Annotated in this window: 11 protein-coding genes; 7 read left to right on the top strand and 4 right to left on the bottom strand. The window is 33.4% G+C overall.

The genetic code is table 11. The features are described from left to right. Positions 1-10 precede the first annotated feature (10 nt). The gene (locus ACNQGO_RS02330; protein ID WP_417984030.1) at positions 11-6,502 is read right to left on the bottom strand and encodes an alpha-2-macroglobulin family protein; all 6,492 of its coding nucleotides are present in this window, start codon (positions 6,500-6,502) and stop codon (positions 11-13) included. A 130-nt stretch (positions 6,503-6,632) separates the two neighbouring features. Here ACNQGO_RS02330 and ACNQGO_RS02325 point away from each other — a divergent pair, with 130 nt between their 5' ends. Genes ACNQGO_RS02325 through ACNQGO_RS02300 form a run of 6 tightly spaced genes read left to right on the top strand, consistent with a single transcriptional unit; the run spans position 6,633 to position 11,351 of the window. Then, positions 6,633-7,331 (top strand): tetratricopeptide repeat protein, encoded by a 699-nt coding sequence (locus ACNQGO_RS02325; protein WP_309756118.1) that lies wholly within the window; start codon positions 6,633-6,635, stop codon positions 7,329-7,331. Positions 7,332-7,375: 44 nt separating this feature from the next. Next, positions 7,376-8,731 (top strand): UDP-N-acetylmuramate--L-alanine ligase, encoded by a 1,356-nt coding sequence (locus tag ACNQGO_RS02320; RefSeq protein WP_417984029.1) that lies wholly within the window; start codon positions 7,376-7,378, stop codon positions 8,729-8,731. 7 nt (positions 8,732-8,738) lie between these two features. Next, positions 8,739-9,197 carry a GNAT family N-acetyltransferase gene (locus ACNQGO_RS02315; protein WP_417948196.1) on the top strand — a complete coding sequence of 153 codons (459 nt, stop codon included), beginning with the start codon at positions 8,739-8,741 and terminating at the stop codon, positions 9,195-9,197. Positions 9,198-9,209: 12 nt separating this feature from the next. Next, entirely contained in the window at positions 9,210-9,905 is a 696-nt protein-coding gene (gene radC, locus ACNQGO_RS02310) for a RadC family protein (RefSeq protein WP_417943989.1), read from the top strand. Between the two features lie 8 nt (positions 9,906-9,913). Continuing rightward, a complete protein-coding gene (locus tag ACNQGO_RS02305; RefSeq protein WP_417969088.1) occupies positions 9,914-10,603 on the top strand; it encodes a YjjG family noncanonical pyrimidine nucleotidase in 690 nt (229 codons plus the stop codon). A gap of 1 nt (position 10,604) precedes the next feature. Beyond that, the gene (locus ACNQGO_RS02300; RefSeq protein WP_417984028.1) at positions 10,605-11,351 is read left to right on the top strand and encodes a hypothetical protein; all 747 of its coding nucleotides are present in this window, start codon (positions 10,605-10,607) and stop codon (positions 11,349-11,351) included. A 59-nt stretch (positions 11,352-11,410) separates the two neighbouring features. On the opposite strand, the gene ACNQGO_RS02295 is transcribed toward ACNQGO_RS02300, so the two are convergent. After that, a complete protein-coding gene (locus tag ACNQGO_RS02295) occupies positions 11,411-12,688 on the bottom strand; it encodes a replication-associated recombination protein A (RefSeq protein ID WP_417969090.1) in 1,278 nt (425 codons plus the stop codon). 295 nt (positions 12,689-12,983) lie between these two features. Here ACNQGO_RS02295 and ACNQGO_RS02290 point away from each other — a divergent pair, with 295 nt between their 5' ends. Beyond that, positions 12,984-13,772 carry a rhomboid family intramembrane serine protease gene (locus ACNQGO_RS02290; RefSeq protein ID WP_417969091.1) on the top strand — a complete coding sequence of 263 codons (789 nt, stop codon included), beginning with the start codon at positions 12,984-12,986 and terminating at the stop codon, positions 13,770-13,772. A gap of 53 nt (positions 13,773-13,825) precedes the next feature. Here the strand turns inward: ACNQGO_RS02290 and rlmB are convergent, their stop codons facing one another. Both rlmB and ACNQGO_RS02280 read right to left on the bottom strand, forming a co-directional pair. After that, entirely contained in the window at positions 13,826-14,560 is a 735-nt protein-coding gene (gene rlmB / locus ACNQGO_RS02285; protein ID WP_417969092.1) for a 23S rRNA (guanosine(2251)-2'-O)-methyltransferase RlmB, read from the bottom strand. A 68-nt stretch (positions 14,561-14,628) separates the two neighbouring features. Continuing rightward, positions 14,629-15,543: a hypothetical protein gene (locus tag ACNQGO_RS02280; protein WP_417969093.1), complete on the bottom strand. Its 915-nt coding sequence runs from the start codon at positions 15,541-15,543 to the stop codon at positions 14,629-14,631. Positions 15,544-15,545 lie beyond the last annotated feature (2 nt).

Raw genomic sequence — 15,545 nt, 5'->3', positions numbered from 1 at the left:
TTTTTTATTGTTATTTCTCATTAGCCTTTATCCTGATTCCTTTAGTGTGACTGCTAAATTCAGGCGCATACATACTTTGAATTGTTGTAATTCCATTAGAGAAATCACCACTGTTATTTACCCGAGCATCATATTCCAGAATATAAGTTCCTTTGTTTATTTGGTCAAAAAAGAAATGTGTCGCCGCATCTTTGGTACTTTTATAAAAACCCAATCCACCTTTGTATTGGTATGCAGAAAGTACATCTACTGGTTCAAAACAAGAAGCACGCATGTCTTTTAAATGCACAAACTCCATGTCTTCTTTGGCAGAAATTACTAATCTAACGGTAACTAAATCACCGATTTTCATTGGGTTCTTTGAATTGATTCGTTCCAATATTTCGCCTTTTTCGGTATTTTTCTTTGCAAACAATTCTTTATAAACTGATAACGCAGTTCCAGAATTGGTTTTAATTTTATCTAATTCTTCAAAATATTGCCAATACAAACCTCCAAAACCTGGAACTTTCGATTTGTTTTCGATGGAAATAGTTGCCATCTCTTTTTTGATTTCTTCCGCATTCCAATTTAGTTTTACGTAACCTGTTTCTGCTTCTTTTTCGTTTTCAGCTAATTTTTTAGTCAATATTTTCTCAGTTCCAATTTTAAAAATTGTGTTGTCTTTGACGCTCAACCAATCGGTTCCTTGCATTAATAAAGCATAAGTTGCTTCGGTGGTGGATTTTGTGGTGGGCCAGTTTTTGCTTTGCTTGTTTTTTAATAACCAAACTTTCATGGCGTTTACTGATCTAGTATCAGAATCGATTTCAGAGAAAGCCTCAATCAGCAATGCCTGAGTCTCGATAGGTGCCTGATACCAATACCAGCCTGATTTGTTAGCAATCCAATACATTCCCCAATCTTCGTTGGTAGAAGCCGTTTCTTTTAAACTTTCTAGAATTTTTTTGGCAGTTTCTTTTTCGCCAAAGCGACTTAATGTTAAGGCAGCCATTCCTTTCTCGTATAAGGAATAGGTTAACCAATCTTTTTTGGCAGTTTCTAGATACAATTTAGTAGCCTTTTTTAATGTGTCCGAAAGCGGATAAGTTTCAAGGTAGAAACTTCGGGTGTATAAATAATGTAAATCGGAATGCGGATTGAACCAAATCAATTTTTCATTTGTTTTTAATTTTTCTATTCTGGTTTTATGGTGTTGTAAAAACTTTTGGTCTAAAAACGGAATTCCAGTTGTAGCAATTTGTTTGATTTTTGAAGTGGTATTTTCGTTGTTACTTAGTTTCGAAAGGTGTGCTAAACCTGCCAAAATATGTCTGGTTATGTATTCGTTTTCGGTACTTCCTTCAAACCAAGCGAAACCTCCAGACAAATTTTGTTTTTGTTTTAGCTTATCAAAAGTTACATCTTGTGCGGTTTTCATTTTTTCTAAATCGAAAAGTAAAGCAAGATTTTTCTTTTTCTCTTCTTCGTTTTGGGAATCATTCAACCATGGCGTTTCAGCAAGAATATTTGCTTTTAATTCTTCGTTTTCTTCCAGTTTCGAATTCAGTTTTCCGTTCTTTCTCCAAGTTTCGAATAGACTAGCGATTTTTGGATTGCTGGAAATGATTTCAGATGCTAAAGCATTCGCATAAAATCTAGCAAAGGTTTGTTCCGCGCTTTCATGTTCGTATTCCATCAAATAGGGTAACGACTGAATGGCAGTCCAAGATGGATTTGATGTGTATTCTAGCGTAAATTGATGGTTTCGTAAAGTTGTCGAGCTGTTGTTTTTTAGGTTTTCGAAGATGTATTCTTTCTTGGAATGCTCTCGTACCCAAATCGGAATACTTTCTGTAACCAACATCGAATTAGTTAAAACAGGGAGTATATTTTCTTCGCCATCCGAATAGTTCCCTGCTTTAGCCAAAACTTTATACTGAACCCCTTGCAGACCTACTGGAATATAGATTTTCCAACTCACTGTTGTATTTCCAAAAGGAGCAATTTTGAAATTTTTTACTGAACTCGCATTTTCCATTTTGGCATCGATTGGTTGCATTGTGGTTGCATCAAAAAGTTGCAAAACAGCAATACCAGTTTTGTCTTCATTAGTAATGTTAGCCACCTTTGCAGTGATGACTATCGAATCTTTCTCTCGGAAGAAACGAGGAAAATTTGGTGTAATCATTAGCTCTTTTTGAGTAATAACACTTTTTTCTAAATAACCAGAAACAGCCTCTTTGTTGTGTGCCAACAATCTTAGTTTCCAAGCGGTCAAAGCTTCAGGCGAAGTAAAATTGAAACTTACTTTTCCTTTTGCATCTGTTTTTAGATTCGGATAAAAGAAAGCAGTTTCAGAGAGGTTTTTTCTGGCTTTCACTTGTGTCAAAGCTTCTAATGCTTTTTTGGTTGTGATGATAATGGCTCCGTTAGCTCCTTTATTTCCGTATAATGAAGTGGCTTTATCACCTTTTAGAACATCAACAGCAATAACATCGCTTGGAGAAATTAATCTGAATTGTTCTTCAGTTATTTGTTCTCCATCAACGATATACAAAGCATTTTTGTAGTTGCCTGAAATACTTGAGTTTCCTCTAATTGTTATCCCGCTAGCTTTTCCCTCTAATTTCATTTCTATTCCTGCAGTGTTGTAAATTTGATTGTCTGCTTCTGCTAGAACTGTCGCTGCAGCCGTAGTTAAAGATTTCTTTTTTACACTTCGATAGGCAGCAACAACTACTTCTTCTAAACTAGTACTGGATTCCTCTAACTGAACATCAATTATGTTTGAGTCAATTGTGATTTTTTGAGTTTCGAATCCAATGTAGGAGAACGTCAGTTCTTCGCCAGTAGCGGCTTCTATTTGGTAAAATCCATCAAAATCAGTTTGAGTACCTCGTTCAATTCCTTTTACAATTATTTGCGCACCGGGCAAGGGATTTATACCATCAGAGACAATTCCTGAAATCATTTTTGCATTTAGCGGTTTTCTGCTTTTATTGTTGAGCTGTTTTTGATATTCTTTTAGTTGTTTTGCAGTGAAAGAATCATTGAAGTTGAATCCAAACCACATTAGTTTCGTAGTTTCATCAATAAGTTCTATTCGATTTAAAATAGGATTCAGATTCCGAATGTAACTTGATGTTTTATCGAATCCCAAACTCGTTTTGAAGTTAGCGGAGTTGTAGTTATAGTCATCAAATTTCAAACTATTCCAATCTTTTTTGGCAAACTGATCTAAAGAACTGTCATACATAGAGGCCAAAACTTCAGCTTCTTTTAAAGAATTAGATGTTTTTAGTTGAAACGACCAATTTTCAGTGCTTCCAGGTTGTATTTTGTCTCTGAAACTTTCAACCGTGAATTCTAATTTGGATTCTTCTTCTTTAAGGATTACTTCTATTTGGTCTTGGAAAGTTTGATTTTCAAATATACTTTCAAAACCGATCTTTATGCTTTTTTCAAATTCTCTTTTTAGTGGGATTTTGATTATAGTTTCATTTTTTTGTAAGTGGAAAGTATTTTCAAAATAAAGTGAACTTTGGTAATTTCCGGTGGTGTTGATATACAGTTCTGGAATAACCGAGGTTAGTTTTACTACAACAAATCCATCTTTTTTAGCATCAGTATTAATTTGTTCAGCGACAAATAATTTACTTGAATCGATTTTGTCTTTGCTTTGTATCAATTTAAAATTAGAAATGGTTTCTATTGGATTCTCAAAAGCATCTTTAGCAGAAAAAACTAATTTGTAATTCCCGGATTTGTAATTGGAAATAAAATGTAATGCTAATTTTTTGTCTTTTTCAGTATCAATTTTTTTAGAAAAGACTAGAATTTCAGTGGTTTTTAAGTTATTTAAGTTTTCATTTTCTTCAAATGGAAAGTAGCGATCAAAATCTTTTTTTGAGATGGTTTCAATTTCTGGTTGCGGAAAAACTCTGGATTTAAATTTAGTCGAAAAAGGACTCACGTAATAAAGTTTGATTTCGCCTTTTGTAGCTAAAAATTCTCCATTAAGATTGGTGCTACTTAATTGTATTTCGTTTTTATTTTGGGTTTCAATTCGGGATGGGATAGTTGCAGTAAGCTGTAAAGAATGGTAGCCAATCCTAACATTTGTTTGGGTTTGGTGGGTTTCTCCATTACTATCCGTAACGGATGCAGAGATAATGTATTCAAAAATGGGTAACTGTTCTTTGGAGGTATTTTCAAATGGTTTGGCAACGAAATTTATTTCAAATTTTCCTGAAGCATCTGTCTTCGTTTCGCCAACTAAAATATTTTCTGATTTGCCGTTTTGGTTGTGATAGTAGCCGTTGCTTAAGGTATACGGAATAAGTGTGACCTTGTAGTTTACTTTTGCATCGGAAATGTTGCTTCCTGCAAAAGCTCTGGCAAGTCCATTTACGCTTACGTTTTGATTGACTTGATAGGCATTTTTAAAAGGATCGAAAGTAACTTCAAATTTAGGTCGTTTGTATTCTTCAACTTGGAAATATATTTCAGAATTGTCATAATTTACATTATCCCAAAAAGGGTGTTCGTCTTTTATTTTATCGTAAATAGAATCTGTTTCATAATCAACGGGTTCGTCGGCTGTCATTCTGAAACTTCCTGTCAGTCCATTTTTAGGCAATAAAAATTCTCCGGAGAAAGATCCGTATTCATTTGTAAGAACATCAAATTCTTTGAAAACAGAACCGTTTGTATCTTTAATTGTAATTTTGAAAGTAGTTTTTGCAACAATACTCGTTTTGTCTTGTTCTTTCAAGAAAGCAATTCCCTTATAGTAAACTGTTTGTCCGGGACGATAAATGGCCCGATCCAAATAAAATTCGACTTTGCCTTTTGCTTTCTGGTATTCTTGAGTTGCATAGTCATTATAGTAATTCGAGTAATGATTGTTCAGTAACAGAGAATCGTTTTCAGTTGTAAATTCAATAGGAAGATAATTACGGTTATTATTTTCTTTGAGATACGTTGCTGCACCATTTTTGTCGGTAATAATTGTTTGATTTAATAGTTTTATAGAGACATTTTCTAAAGGTTTTCCAGTTTTTCTGTCCAGCACCTGATAATTTTCTTTCTTATCGTTTTCCGAAGTTAGAACTGCAATATTTGAAACTGTAATAGTTTCGTAAGCAAATGCTTTTGTATTCTTGACGTCTGAATCACTTTCAAAATATACCAAATAACTTCCTGTTTTTAAGGACGGTAAAAGTACTTCAGTGCTGTATTCGAAATAATTATTCTTTTTTTCAAGATCATAGTTTTTAGATGCAATTGGTTTTTTGTATTTAATTATTGCAAATGCTAAACTGTCTTTGTTATAAGGGGAGTTTCGGAAGTCTTTAGTAGTGTTTTGATCGATTTTAAAGAAAGAAATCGAAAGGCGGTTTAGGTTTTTATACTGAACAAAAGCTCTGGTGTTTTCATCAGTGTAACTGAATTTTTGAAGTTGAATATTCAATGATTTAGAACTAATATTTTGTTTCTTTTGTAGCGCCAGTTTGTGCGCATTAGAACGATTATTAATGTCGATAATGCTGTCGAGAGTTGCAACGGCTTTGATATTGTAATCTGGGTAGGTTTCTTTAGAAGCGAGATTGTTAAGTATTAGAGCTTTTTCGAATTGTATTTTTTGCGTTAAAATTTGGTCTCTAGATTCTTTTTGGAGAAGATTTAATGACTTCATAAAACTATAATTAGAGTCTAATAAATAGCTGTTGCAGAATTGAATTCTTTCGAATTGGTTTTCTAAATAAGGCGAATTTTTCTCCTTTTTTTGATACAATTCAAGCACTTTTTTTAGTTTTTCATTTTTTACAAAATCAAAATTTAGTTGTAAAAAGGATGCTGAATTTCCTAAAAGTTCTTTTTCATAGGCTTTGAAATCCTTTTTTTGAATTTCCCATTTCCGAATCTGTGGCGTATACAACGCAATGTTTTCTTTTACTAAATAGTTAAACAGATTGTCTTTTTTTGTTTTTTCTTCATCACTATAATCAAAAATAAAAAGGTAATTGCTTAAGTAAGTTTGTTTTAATATGGCTTCGTTCAGTAGTGTTTTTTCTAAAGCACGGTCGATTTGTTCCGAAAAGTCTTTCGATGTCCATGTTAAAAATTGATCATCAAAACTAACAGTATTCGTTCTGTTATACAGTAAATATGAGTTTGTATTTTGAAAATCAACCAAACATTTTGCATAAACTAAATTCAAAATTGCTTTTGATGGAACTGAAGCGTTATTGATTTCAGTTTTTAAATTGTTAATGATTTTGGTTTGTGCATCTTCATCCAACACTTGCAAATATTTAGACTCATAGAAAAAGCATTTGATAATTTGAATTTCATCTTTATTTTGAATAGCTTTTTCATGTATTTTAGAAACTATTTTATTGGCTGATTTTATTTTCCCTTCGTTTTCAAATTCAATTACCTTAGTCCAGTTTTTGTCATAATTTTGTCCAAAAATAGAAGTGGAGATCAAGAGAAATAGTAAAAAAATATTTTTCATAAGTTGATTTTAAAATAAGGTGCAAGTATTCTTGAATTAGATGAAATTAATATTAGAAATATTTCTTACTAAATTACTAATATTTACTTAAAATCAAATGTAATTTATCATATTTCCCTATTTTTGAAGAATGAAACATATTATTTATTTATTTGTATTTCTACCAATTATGATGTGGGGTCAATCTGATTTTGATAAAGCGGAACAACTATATAAGGCAAACAAAATGGATCAAGCCGAGTTGGCCTTTGAATCTGTTTTAAAGTCCAGTCCATCGAATTTAAAAACAATTGAATATTTAGGAGATATTGCCGGACATAATAAATCTTGGGATAAAGCAATTGGGTATTATAAAAAACTAAAACAGCTGAAACCTTCTGAGGCCGATTATCATTTTAAATATGGAGGAGTTTTAGGCATGAAAGCCAAAGATTCAAACAAATTTAAAGCACTTGGAATGATTGATGAAGTGAAATCTTCATTTGAAAAAGCCATCAGTCTGAATCCAAAACACATTGAATCCCGTTGGGCATTAATTGAACTGTATATTCAGTTGCCTGGAATTGTAGGTGGAAGCGAATCTAAAGCTATAAAATACTCCAATGAATTACTACGATTATCCCCGGTAGATGGGTATTTGTCGAGAGGACATATCGATGAATATTTTAAACGATATAAAGCTGCTGAATTACAGTATAAAAAAGCAATACAGATTGGTGGATCTAAAAAGAGTTATCAAAAATTAGCTAGTTTATACAAAAATAAAATGCGGGATCCTGAAAAGGCAAAAACAATATTAGAAACCTACAGTAACAAAGGGCAAGACTAATTTTTTTAGTTTTTCTAGTCTTTTAACATAAATCATAAATTAGAATGCGTACACATTTTATAGCTATTGGCGGAAGCGCTATGCACAATCTGGCTTTAGCACTACACAACAAAGGATATCAAGTTACGGGAAGTGATGATGCGATTTTTGAACCTTCAAAATCAAGATTAGATAAAAAGGGAATTTTGCCTCCAGAATTAGGCTGGTTTCCCGAGAAAATAACGGCAGACATTGAAGCAGTTATAGTTGGTATGCACGCCAAAGCCGATAATCCTGAATTAGTAAAAGCACAAGAATTAGGACTGAAAATATATTCTTATCCAGAATTTTTATTCGAACAATCCAAAAATAAAACGCGTGTTGTTATTGGTGGTTCTCATGGAAAAACAACGATTACTTCAATGATTTTGCATGTAATGCACTACCATGACATTGCTATAGATTATATGGTTGGTGCACAACTGGAAGGTTTTGATACGATGGTGCATCTCACAGAAGAGAACGATTTTATTGTTTTGGAAGGAGATGAATATTTGTCTTCGCCAATTGACCGCAGACCAAAATTTCATTTGTACCAACCCAATATTGCTCTTATTTCAGGAATTGCTTGGGATCACATTAATGTTTTTCCAACGTATGAAAATTACGTAGAACAGTTTAAAATTTTTATTGGCAAAATTACAAATGGTGGAATTCTCGTTTACAATGAAGATGATGCTGAAGTAAAACGAGTTTCCGAAGCTGCAACAAACCCAATTCGAAAATTAGCGTATCATACTCCAAAATATACTGTAAGTGACGGTGTGACACTTCTGGAAACTCCCGAAGGCGACATGCCAATTGAAGTTTTTGGGGCACATAACTTGAATAACTTAGCTGGAGCCAAATGGATTTGTCAAAATATGGGCGTTGATGAGGCCGATTTTTATGAAGCTATTGCCAGTTTTAAAGGTGCATCAAAACGATTGGAAAAAATTGCTGAGAGTAAAACAAAAGTGGCGTATAAAGATTTTGCCCATTCACCAAGCAAAGTGGCGGCAACTACAAAAGCGGTGAAAGAGCAGTACCCTAATCGAACTTTGGTGGCGTGTTTAGAATTGCATACGTACAGCAGTTTGAATGCTGAATTCCTTAAAGAATATGAAGGCGCACTGGAATATGCTGATAAAGCAGTTGTTTTTTATTCGCCAGATGCAGTAAAAATCAAACAGCTGGAAGAAGTTACTTACGAACAAATAGCAAATGCTTTTAATAGAAAAGATTTGATTATTTATACGAATCCAAATGATTTCAAGGATTATTTGTTCAACTTGAATCTTGATAATTCTGCTTTATTATTGATGAGTTCGGGAAATTATGGCGGATTAAACTTTGATGACGTAAAGGAATTGGTAAAGTAAAAATGGTATGAAAGGCAAAGTTAGAATTGTTAAAACTACTAGCGAAAATCCAGATTTTGTCAATTTGATTTCCGCTTTGGATAAAAGTTTATGGGAACGTTATCCAGAATTGAAATCTGATTATTGGGGAAATAATATTTTGGAAATAAATCCACATGTTGTTATTCTTTATTTAGAAAAAAAAGCCGTTGGTTGTGGTTGTTTCAAAAAATACGATAAAAATACAATAGAAATAAAGCGTATGTTTGTTTCACCTGATGTTCGAGGAATGGGTTTGGCACAAACAATATTACTTGAATTAGAAGCTTGGGCAAGTAATTTGGGATATTCTTTTTCTGTTTTGGAAACTTTATACAAACAAAAGGAAGCCATTGCTTTATATCAAAAAACAGGATATGCTATAGTTGAGAATTACGAGCCTTATGTAGGTTTAGAAAATAGTATTTGCATGCGGAAACCAATTTAAACATTAAAATGAATGGCTGAAAATTCCTTTTTCCCTATTACCAATTGGTCCGAAGATGATAAGCCACGTGAAAAACTGATGCTCAAGGGCAAAAGTGTTTTGAGTGATGCGGAATTAATAGCTATTTTGATTGGTTCAGGAAGCAGAAACGAATCGGCGGTGGATTTGAGCAAACGAATTTTAGCAAGTGTAGATAATAATTTGAATGCGTTAGGAAAAGTATCATTGTCACAACTCATTCAATTTAAAGGAATAGGCGAGGCAAAGGCGATTTCAATAATCGCAGCATTAGAATTAGGCAGGCGGAGGAGAGCGGAGGAGGTTGTCGAATTAAAAAAAGTCACCTCTAGCAAAATAATTTTTGAAATCATGCAGCCAATTATTGGCGAATTACCACATGAAGAATTCTGGATTATTTATTTAAATAATTCCAACAAAGTAATTTCAAAAGCACAATTGAGCAAAGGTGGCATTACAGGGACTCTTGTAGATGTGCGTATTGTTTTTAAAACTGCGCTCGAAATGGGAGCAACGGGATTAATTTTATGTCACAATCATCCATCGGGGACTTTAATACCAAGTGATGCTGATAAGCAAATAACAAAAAAACTAAAATTGGCAGGCGACAGTTTAGAAATTAAAGTGTTAGATCATTTAATTGTGACTGAAACCAGTTATTTTAGCTTTGTAGACGAAGGAATATTTTAAATTAAAAAATGAAACAAACACATATAACAGATGTATTTTTCGATTTAGATCATACACTTTGGGATTTTGATAAAAATTCTGAAATTACTTTTGATACTATTTTCAAAAATAATCACCCATCAGTAGAAACAAAATTGTTTATAGAAAAATACGTGCCCATCAACCAAGAGTGCTGGAAACTCTATCAGTACGATAAGATTACGCACGAAGAATTGCGTTACAATCGATTAAAACATTCTTTTGACGCCATTAATTATTCTATTTCTGATTCGGAAATTGATGTTATTGCGGAGGATTACATTCGATTTTTACCAGAAAACAATCATCTTTTTGATGGTACTTTTGAGGTTTTGGACTATTTAAATCAAAAATACAAGCTGCATATCATTACCAACGGATTTGCCGCTGTTCAATATAAAAAAATAAATAATTCTAACCTCGGTAGTTATTTTCAAACGGTTACTAATTCTGAAATGGCAGGAGTCAAAAAACCAAACCCTATTATTTTTGATTATGCTTTAGATTTGGCCAAAGCAAAAAAAGAGAATAGTATCATGATTGGTGACAGCTTAGATGCTGATGTTCAAGGAGCTTTAAATGCCGGATTGGATGCTATTTTTTTTAATGAAAGTAACTTACAAGTAGCAAATCACATCAAGCAAGTAAATCATTTGTTAGAACTAAAAAAATATTTATAAAATGAAAAAGACATTCCTAGTACTACTAATCTTAATGGTGGGTTATTCGTATGCGCAGTCGGTTAATGACTATAAAGCCGTAATCGTTCCATTAAAATTTAATTTTTTGAAAGCAGAAAATCAATACCGATTGAATACGCTAACAAAATTTAATTTAGGTAAGGCAGGTTTTACCGCTTTTTATACTAATGATTCCATTCCTGCGGAATACAATGACCGGTGCAGTATTTTATATGCTGATGTTAGCAACGAAAGCGGTTTTTTGGTGACTAAATTGTACATTACATTAAAGGATTGTAATAGTAAGGTTATTTATAAATCCCCTATTGGGAAAAGCAAAGAAAAAGAGTATAAGTTAGCCTATACTGAAGCGCTTACCGAAGCTTTTGCATCAGTTTACGCATTGAAATATAAATATAACGGTAACAAAGTTGCAGTTCGAACCTCTATTGTACAAAACCCTGTGACTACTACAGTCGTTGAAAAATCCGTTTCTGCTGAGGCTACTGTTTTCCTTGATACAAAGGATGTCAATTTACTTTATGCTCAAGCTACATCTACGGGTTATCAGTTAATAGACAGCACGCCAAAAGTTGTAATGAAATTATTAAAAACATCACAAGCCAACTCTTTTATTGCGATAAAAGATTCAGTGCAAGGCTCTCTGATTTTAAAAGACAATCAATGGTTTTTTGAATATTATCAAAATGACACATTAATTTCAGAAAAAATTGCCGTTAAATTTTAGGTTATAAAATTTATAAAAGTGTAGCAAAGTCTGGAGCAATCTGGACTTTTTTATGCGCTTTAGTAACCATATTTATCTTTCCATCTGTTCTTTAAAAATTCCCTGATGCTGTTTTCTCTTGAATTGTTCCCAGGAATATAAATAGGTGTTTCTTTAAGTGCTTCTGGTAAAAATTCTTGATCGGCAAAATTATTGTTGTAATCATGAGCATATTTGTATTCTTCACCATAGCCTAATTCTTTCATTAATTTTGTTGGAGCGTTGCGTAAATGAATGGGAACCGGAAGATCTCCTGTTTGTTTCACTAATTGTTGCGCTGTTCCTATGGCTAAGTACGATGCGTTGCTTTTAGGAGAAGTAGCGAGGTAAACCGCACATTGACTCAAAAGTATTCTACTTTCAGGATAACCAATGGTAGCCACTGCTTGAAAAGTATTGTTGGCCATTATAAAAGCGGTTGGATTTGCATTTCCTATATCTTCACTGCTTAGAATAAGCATTCTTCGAGCAATAAATTTTACGTCTTCTCCACCTTCAATCATTCGTGCGAGCCAATATACAGCACCATTAGGATCACTTCCTCGAATCGATTTTATAAAAGCCGAAACTATGTCGTAATGCTGCTCACCCGTTTTATCATATAAAACCGTATTTTGTTGTACTAAGGAAAAAACCAAATCATTTGTAATTAAAATCTCGTCTTCATTAGATGCATTTACAACAAGTTCAAAAATATTTAATAGCTTACGTCCGTCCCCACCAGAAAGTCTCAATAGGGCTTCTGTCTCGCGCAAAACAATATTTTTTGTAGACAAATAGCGGTCTGTCTTCATGGCGCGTTCCAGCAAAGACTCTAAATCTTTTTTTGTAAAAGCGTTTAGAATATATACCTGACAACGGGAAAGCAATGCAGGAATAACTTCAAAACTTGGGTTTTCTGTGGTGGCGCCAATTAGTGTTATCCAACCTTTTTCTACGGCTCCTAACAAAGAATCTTGTTGTGATTTACTAAAACGGTGAATCTCATCTATAAAAAGAATAGGATTTTTTGCAGTGAATAAACCACCACTTTGCTTCGCTTTTTCAATCACATCACGAATATCTTTGACGCCTGAATTAATTGCACTCAAAATATAAAAGGGACGTTTCGATTCTTGTGCAATAATTTGTGCCAATGTGGTTTTGCCAGTTCCGGGTGGACCCCATAAAATTATGGAAGGAATAATTCCATTAATGATTTGTTGTGTCAAAGAGCCATTTGGTCCTACCAGATGGGATTGACTGATGTAGTCTTCTAATTTTTGTGGTCGTATGCGTTCTGCAAGTGGTGCTTCCATTTTTTGTAAATCTAAAATGATGCGTCAGTCCGCTGGCATTAGGGTCTAAAAATTATAATCCTAAATTAGAAATATGACACCGGTAAAATTACTATTTTTATTTGGAGCTATTTCCAGCTGTGCACTATATCTTTTATATCTCGTTAAAAAACGAGATATAAAAGGATGCCGTTTCCATCTGGGCTATGGAGTAGCATTAAATACAGGTTTTCGGTTTAAATATGACAAAATAGCATTAAATTGCTTTTGGTGAAGTTTTTGAACTAATTATTTCACATTAAATATTTCGTTATTCATGGAAAAGCATTTCAAATTTACGAATGCAGTTATTGCGCTCCCTCTTTTTTTTGTAGTATTCCTGTGGTTTATTTTTTGGCTTGAAATTCGATTTGATTTTGACTTTGTTGAAAACGGAATTTTGCCAAGAACATTTTCAGGTTTGCAAGGAGTCTTTTTTAGTCCGTTTATTCATGCTGATATGGAGCATCTTTATAACAATTCAGTCCCTTTACTTATTTTATTAGCTGCATTGCAATTTTTCTATCCAGAGCAAACCGTGAAGGTGATCTCATTCGGGGTTTTATTATCGGGATTGATTACTTGGGTTATTGGCAGAAGCAATTACCACATAGGAGCAAGTGGATTAATTTATGTGTTATTCAGTTTTGTTTTTTTTAAAGGAATACAAACTAAATACAATAGACTTGTAGCTCTTTCCTTGGCAGTAATAGTTATATATGGCGGTATGGTTTGGTATGTTTTTCCAAGTCCAGAAATTACTGGCGAGAAGTCAATTTCTTGGGAAGGACATCTAGGCGGATTGGTAACTGGATTTTTGCTCTCGTTGATTTATAAAGCTCCAGAATACAAGAAAGTGCTAAAGTACGATTGGGAACATCCAGATTTTGATCCTTCCGAAGACAAATTTATGCAGCGATTTGATGAGAATGGTAATTTTGTCAATATACCAAAATTGGAAGAAAATGCAGAATTAGAAGAATTTGTAGCATATTATTCTTCAAATGTAGCAGTTGATTACGAGATTGTTTCAAACGAAAAAAAGGAATCAAAACCAAAGTCTTAATTCCTTTTGTATGTTCTATTTCACCTTAATCCGTTTTGGATGCGCTGGGAGAATTAGTTTCTCTGTCTTACAGCTTCGTATAAAAAAGCACCACAAGCTACGGAAACATTCAGTGAACCAATAGTTCCAAACATTGGAAGCTTCGCTTTTTCGTCAACAATTTTCAATACAGATGGATTGACACCTCGATCTTCAGAACCCATGATAATTGCTACAGGTTCGTTTAAAGTTATATCATAAATAGTTTGATCCGTTTTTTCTGTTGCCGCTACTGTTTTAATGCCGCTCGCTTGCAAAAGAAAAATAGCATCTTTGATATGTTCTACTTTACAAATAGGAATATTGAACACGGCTCCTGCTGATGTTTTTACAGTATCTCCATTCACTGGCGCTGATCCTGCCTTCTGAACAATAATGCCATTTACACCAGTACATTCTGCAGTTCTTATGATGGCACCAAAATTACGTGCGTCAGATATTTGATCTAATATTAAAAATAATGGTTTTTTACCGTTTTCAATAACGGATTCAATCAATGATTCTAAATCAAAAAATGAAATAGGGGATATGGTCGCTACAGCACCTTGATGGTTATTGGGAGTCAATCTGTTTAGTTTTTCAACTGGAACATAAGAAAAGTTAATATTCCCACGCTTCATTACCTTCATTAAGTCTTTCATAAGTTCGCTAGTCGCTTCTTTCTGAATATACACTTTATCAACAGTTGCGCCAGATTGAATTGCTTCTATAATTGCTCTAATCCCGAATATTTGATGTTCTTTTTCCATTGTGCAAAGATATAAAAAAACCGCCAGCGTAATGATGGCGGTTTTAGATATATGAAAATTTATTTAATCTATATTTTAACTAAGCTGAAAGTTTGATTTTGTGAAGATCCACTAAAGTTTAATTTTAAGTTAATGTCACCTGTACAAGAACCTACAGTTCCTGATCCAGTTACAGTTGTTAAAAACCCTCCTCCATAATTCCACACTTCGTTTGATGTAACAGTTACTGCCGCATTTGTAGGGTTTACAGTTACAATAATATAGGAAGTTGATGAATTTACAAGATATGGATTATTGGTGTTATTAATTCTAAATTTGTATAAACCATCTGCTGGAACGTATTGTACAGGTACAATATCTCCAACAGAATAATCTTGCCAAGCATCAGCAGTTACTTTGTAGTTTCCATTGAAAGTAGATACATTAGCTAACGGACAAAAGAATTGTACAGAATATAAAAAGGGTGATGAAAAATAGACCCCTCCAATAACTGCTCCGGCTGAGCTAGTGTTAGAAAAAGTTCTGCCATCTGTTAATTTTAGAACTAATCTCATCGAAATTTTGTCTGAAGTTGTATACTGTCCAGTAGTTAGTCCTAATTTAGCCAATGTTTCAGCTAATGTTGCACTTACTTCGCCTCTAGGTAAACCATTTTCTCCTTTTGTAAAAGTTGATGCAGGTATTATTTTTACAAGTTTTTCGGTTGCAGTAACTCCGTTTTTTGTGTGAGTTGCGAACAATTGAATTTCTGAAAATAATTCACCTTGAGTATTATCTTGTTCTTCAACAGTCACCGACCATTTTGAACTAGTGTCAAAGAAGTTAAATGTACCTTGGTTAACTTTTATAGTTCTTAAAATCGCACCTTGTGTTGTATTATTAAATACATCATTAGGAGTGCTTTCATCATTAGTACAAGACTGCAATAGAATCATACTAATTGCAAAAAAGCAATATGTAATTTGTTTTATATATGTTTTCATAA

It is taken from the genome of Flavobacterium frigidum, from assembly GCF_048286735.1.
Lineage (GTDB): Bacteria > Bacteroidota > Bacteroidia > Flavobacteriales > Flavobacteriaceae > Flavobacterium.
This window is presented reverse-complemented; position numbering and strand designations above follow the sequence as displayed.

Excerpts from the sequence above, each read along its gene's own strand:
- ACNQGO_RS02330 (WP_417984030.1), bottom strand. The coding sequence starts at position 6,502 with ATGAAAAATATTTTTTTACTATTTCTCTTGATCTCCACTTCTATTTTT.
- ACNQGO_RS02325 (WP_309756118.1), top strand. The coding sequence starts at position 6,633 with ATGAAACATATTATTTATTTATTTGTATTTCTACCAATTATGATGTGG.
- ACNQGO_RS02320 (WP_417984029.1), top strand. The coding sequence starts at position 7,376 with ATGCGTACACATTTTATAGCTATTGGCGGAAGCGCTATGCACAATCTG.
- ACNQGO_RS02315 (WP_417948196.1), top strand. The coding sequence starts at position 8,739 with ATGAAAGGCAAAGTTAGAATTGTTAAAACTACTAGCGAAAATCCAGAT.
- radC (WP_417943989.1), top strand. The coding sequence starts at position 9,210 with ATGGCTGAAAATTCCTTTTTCCCTATTACCAATTGGTCCGAAGATGAT.
- ACNQGO_RS02305 (WP_417969088.1), top strand. The coding sequence starts at position 9,914 with ATGAAACAAACACATATAACAGATGTATTTTTCGATTTAGATCATACA.
- ACNQGO_RS02300 (WP_417984028.1), top strand. The coding sequence starts at position 10,605 with ATGAAAAAGACATTCCTAGTACTACTAATCTTAATGGTGGGTTATTCG.
- ACNQGO_RS02295 (WP_417969090.1), bottom strand. The coding sequence starts at position 12,688 with ATGGAAGCACCACTTGCAGAACGCATACGACCACAAAAATTAGAAGAC.
- ACNQGO_RS02290 (WP_417969091.1), top strand. The coding sequence starts at position 12,984 with ATGGAAAAGCATTTCAAATTTACGAATGCAGTTATTGCGCTCCCTCTT.
- rlmB (WP_417969092.1), bottom strand. The coding sequence starts at position 14,560 with ATGGAAAAAGAACATCAAATATTCGGGATTAGAGCAATTATAGAAGCA.
- ACNQGO_RS02280 (WP_417969093.1), bottom strand. The coding sequence starts at position 15,543 with ATGAAAACATATATAAAACAAATTACATATTGCTTTTTTGCAATTAGT.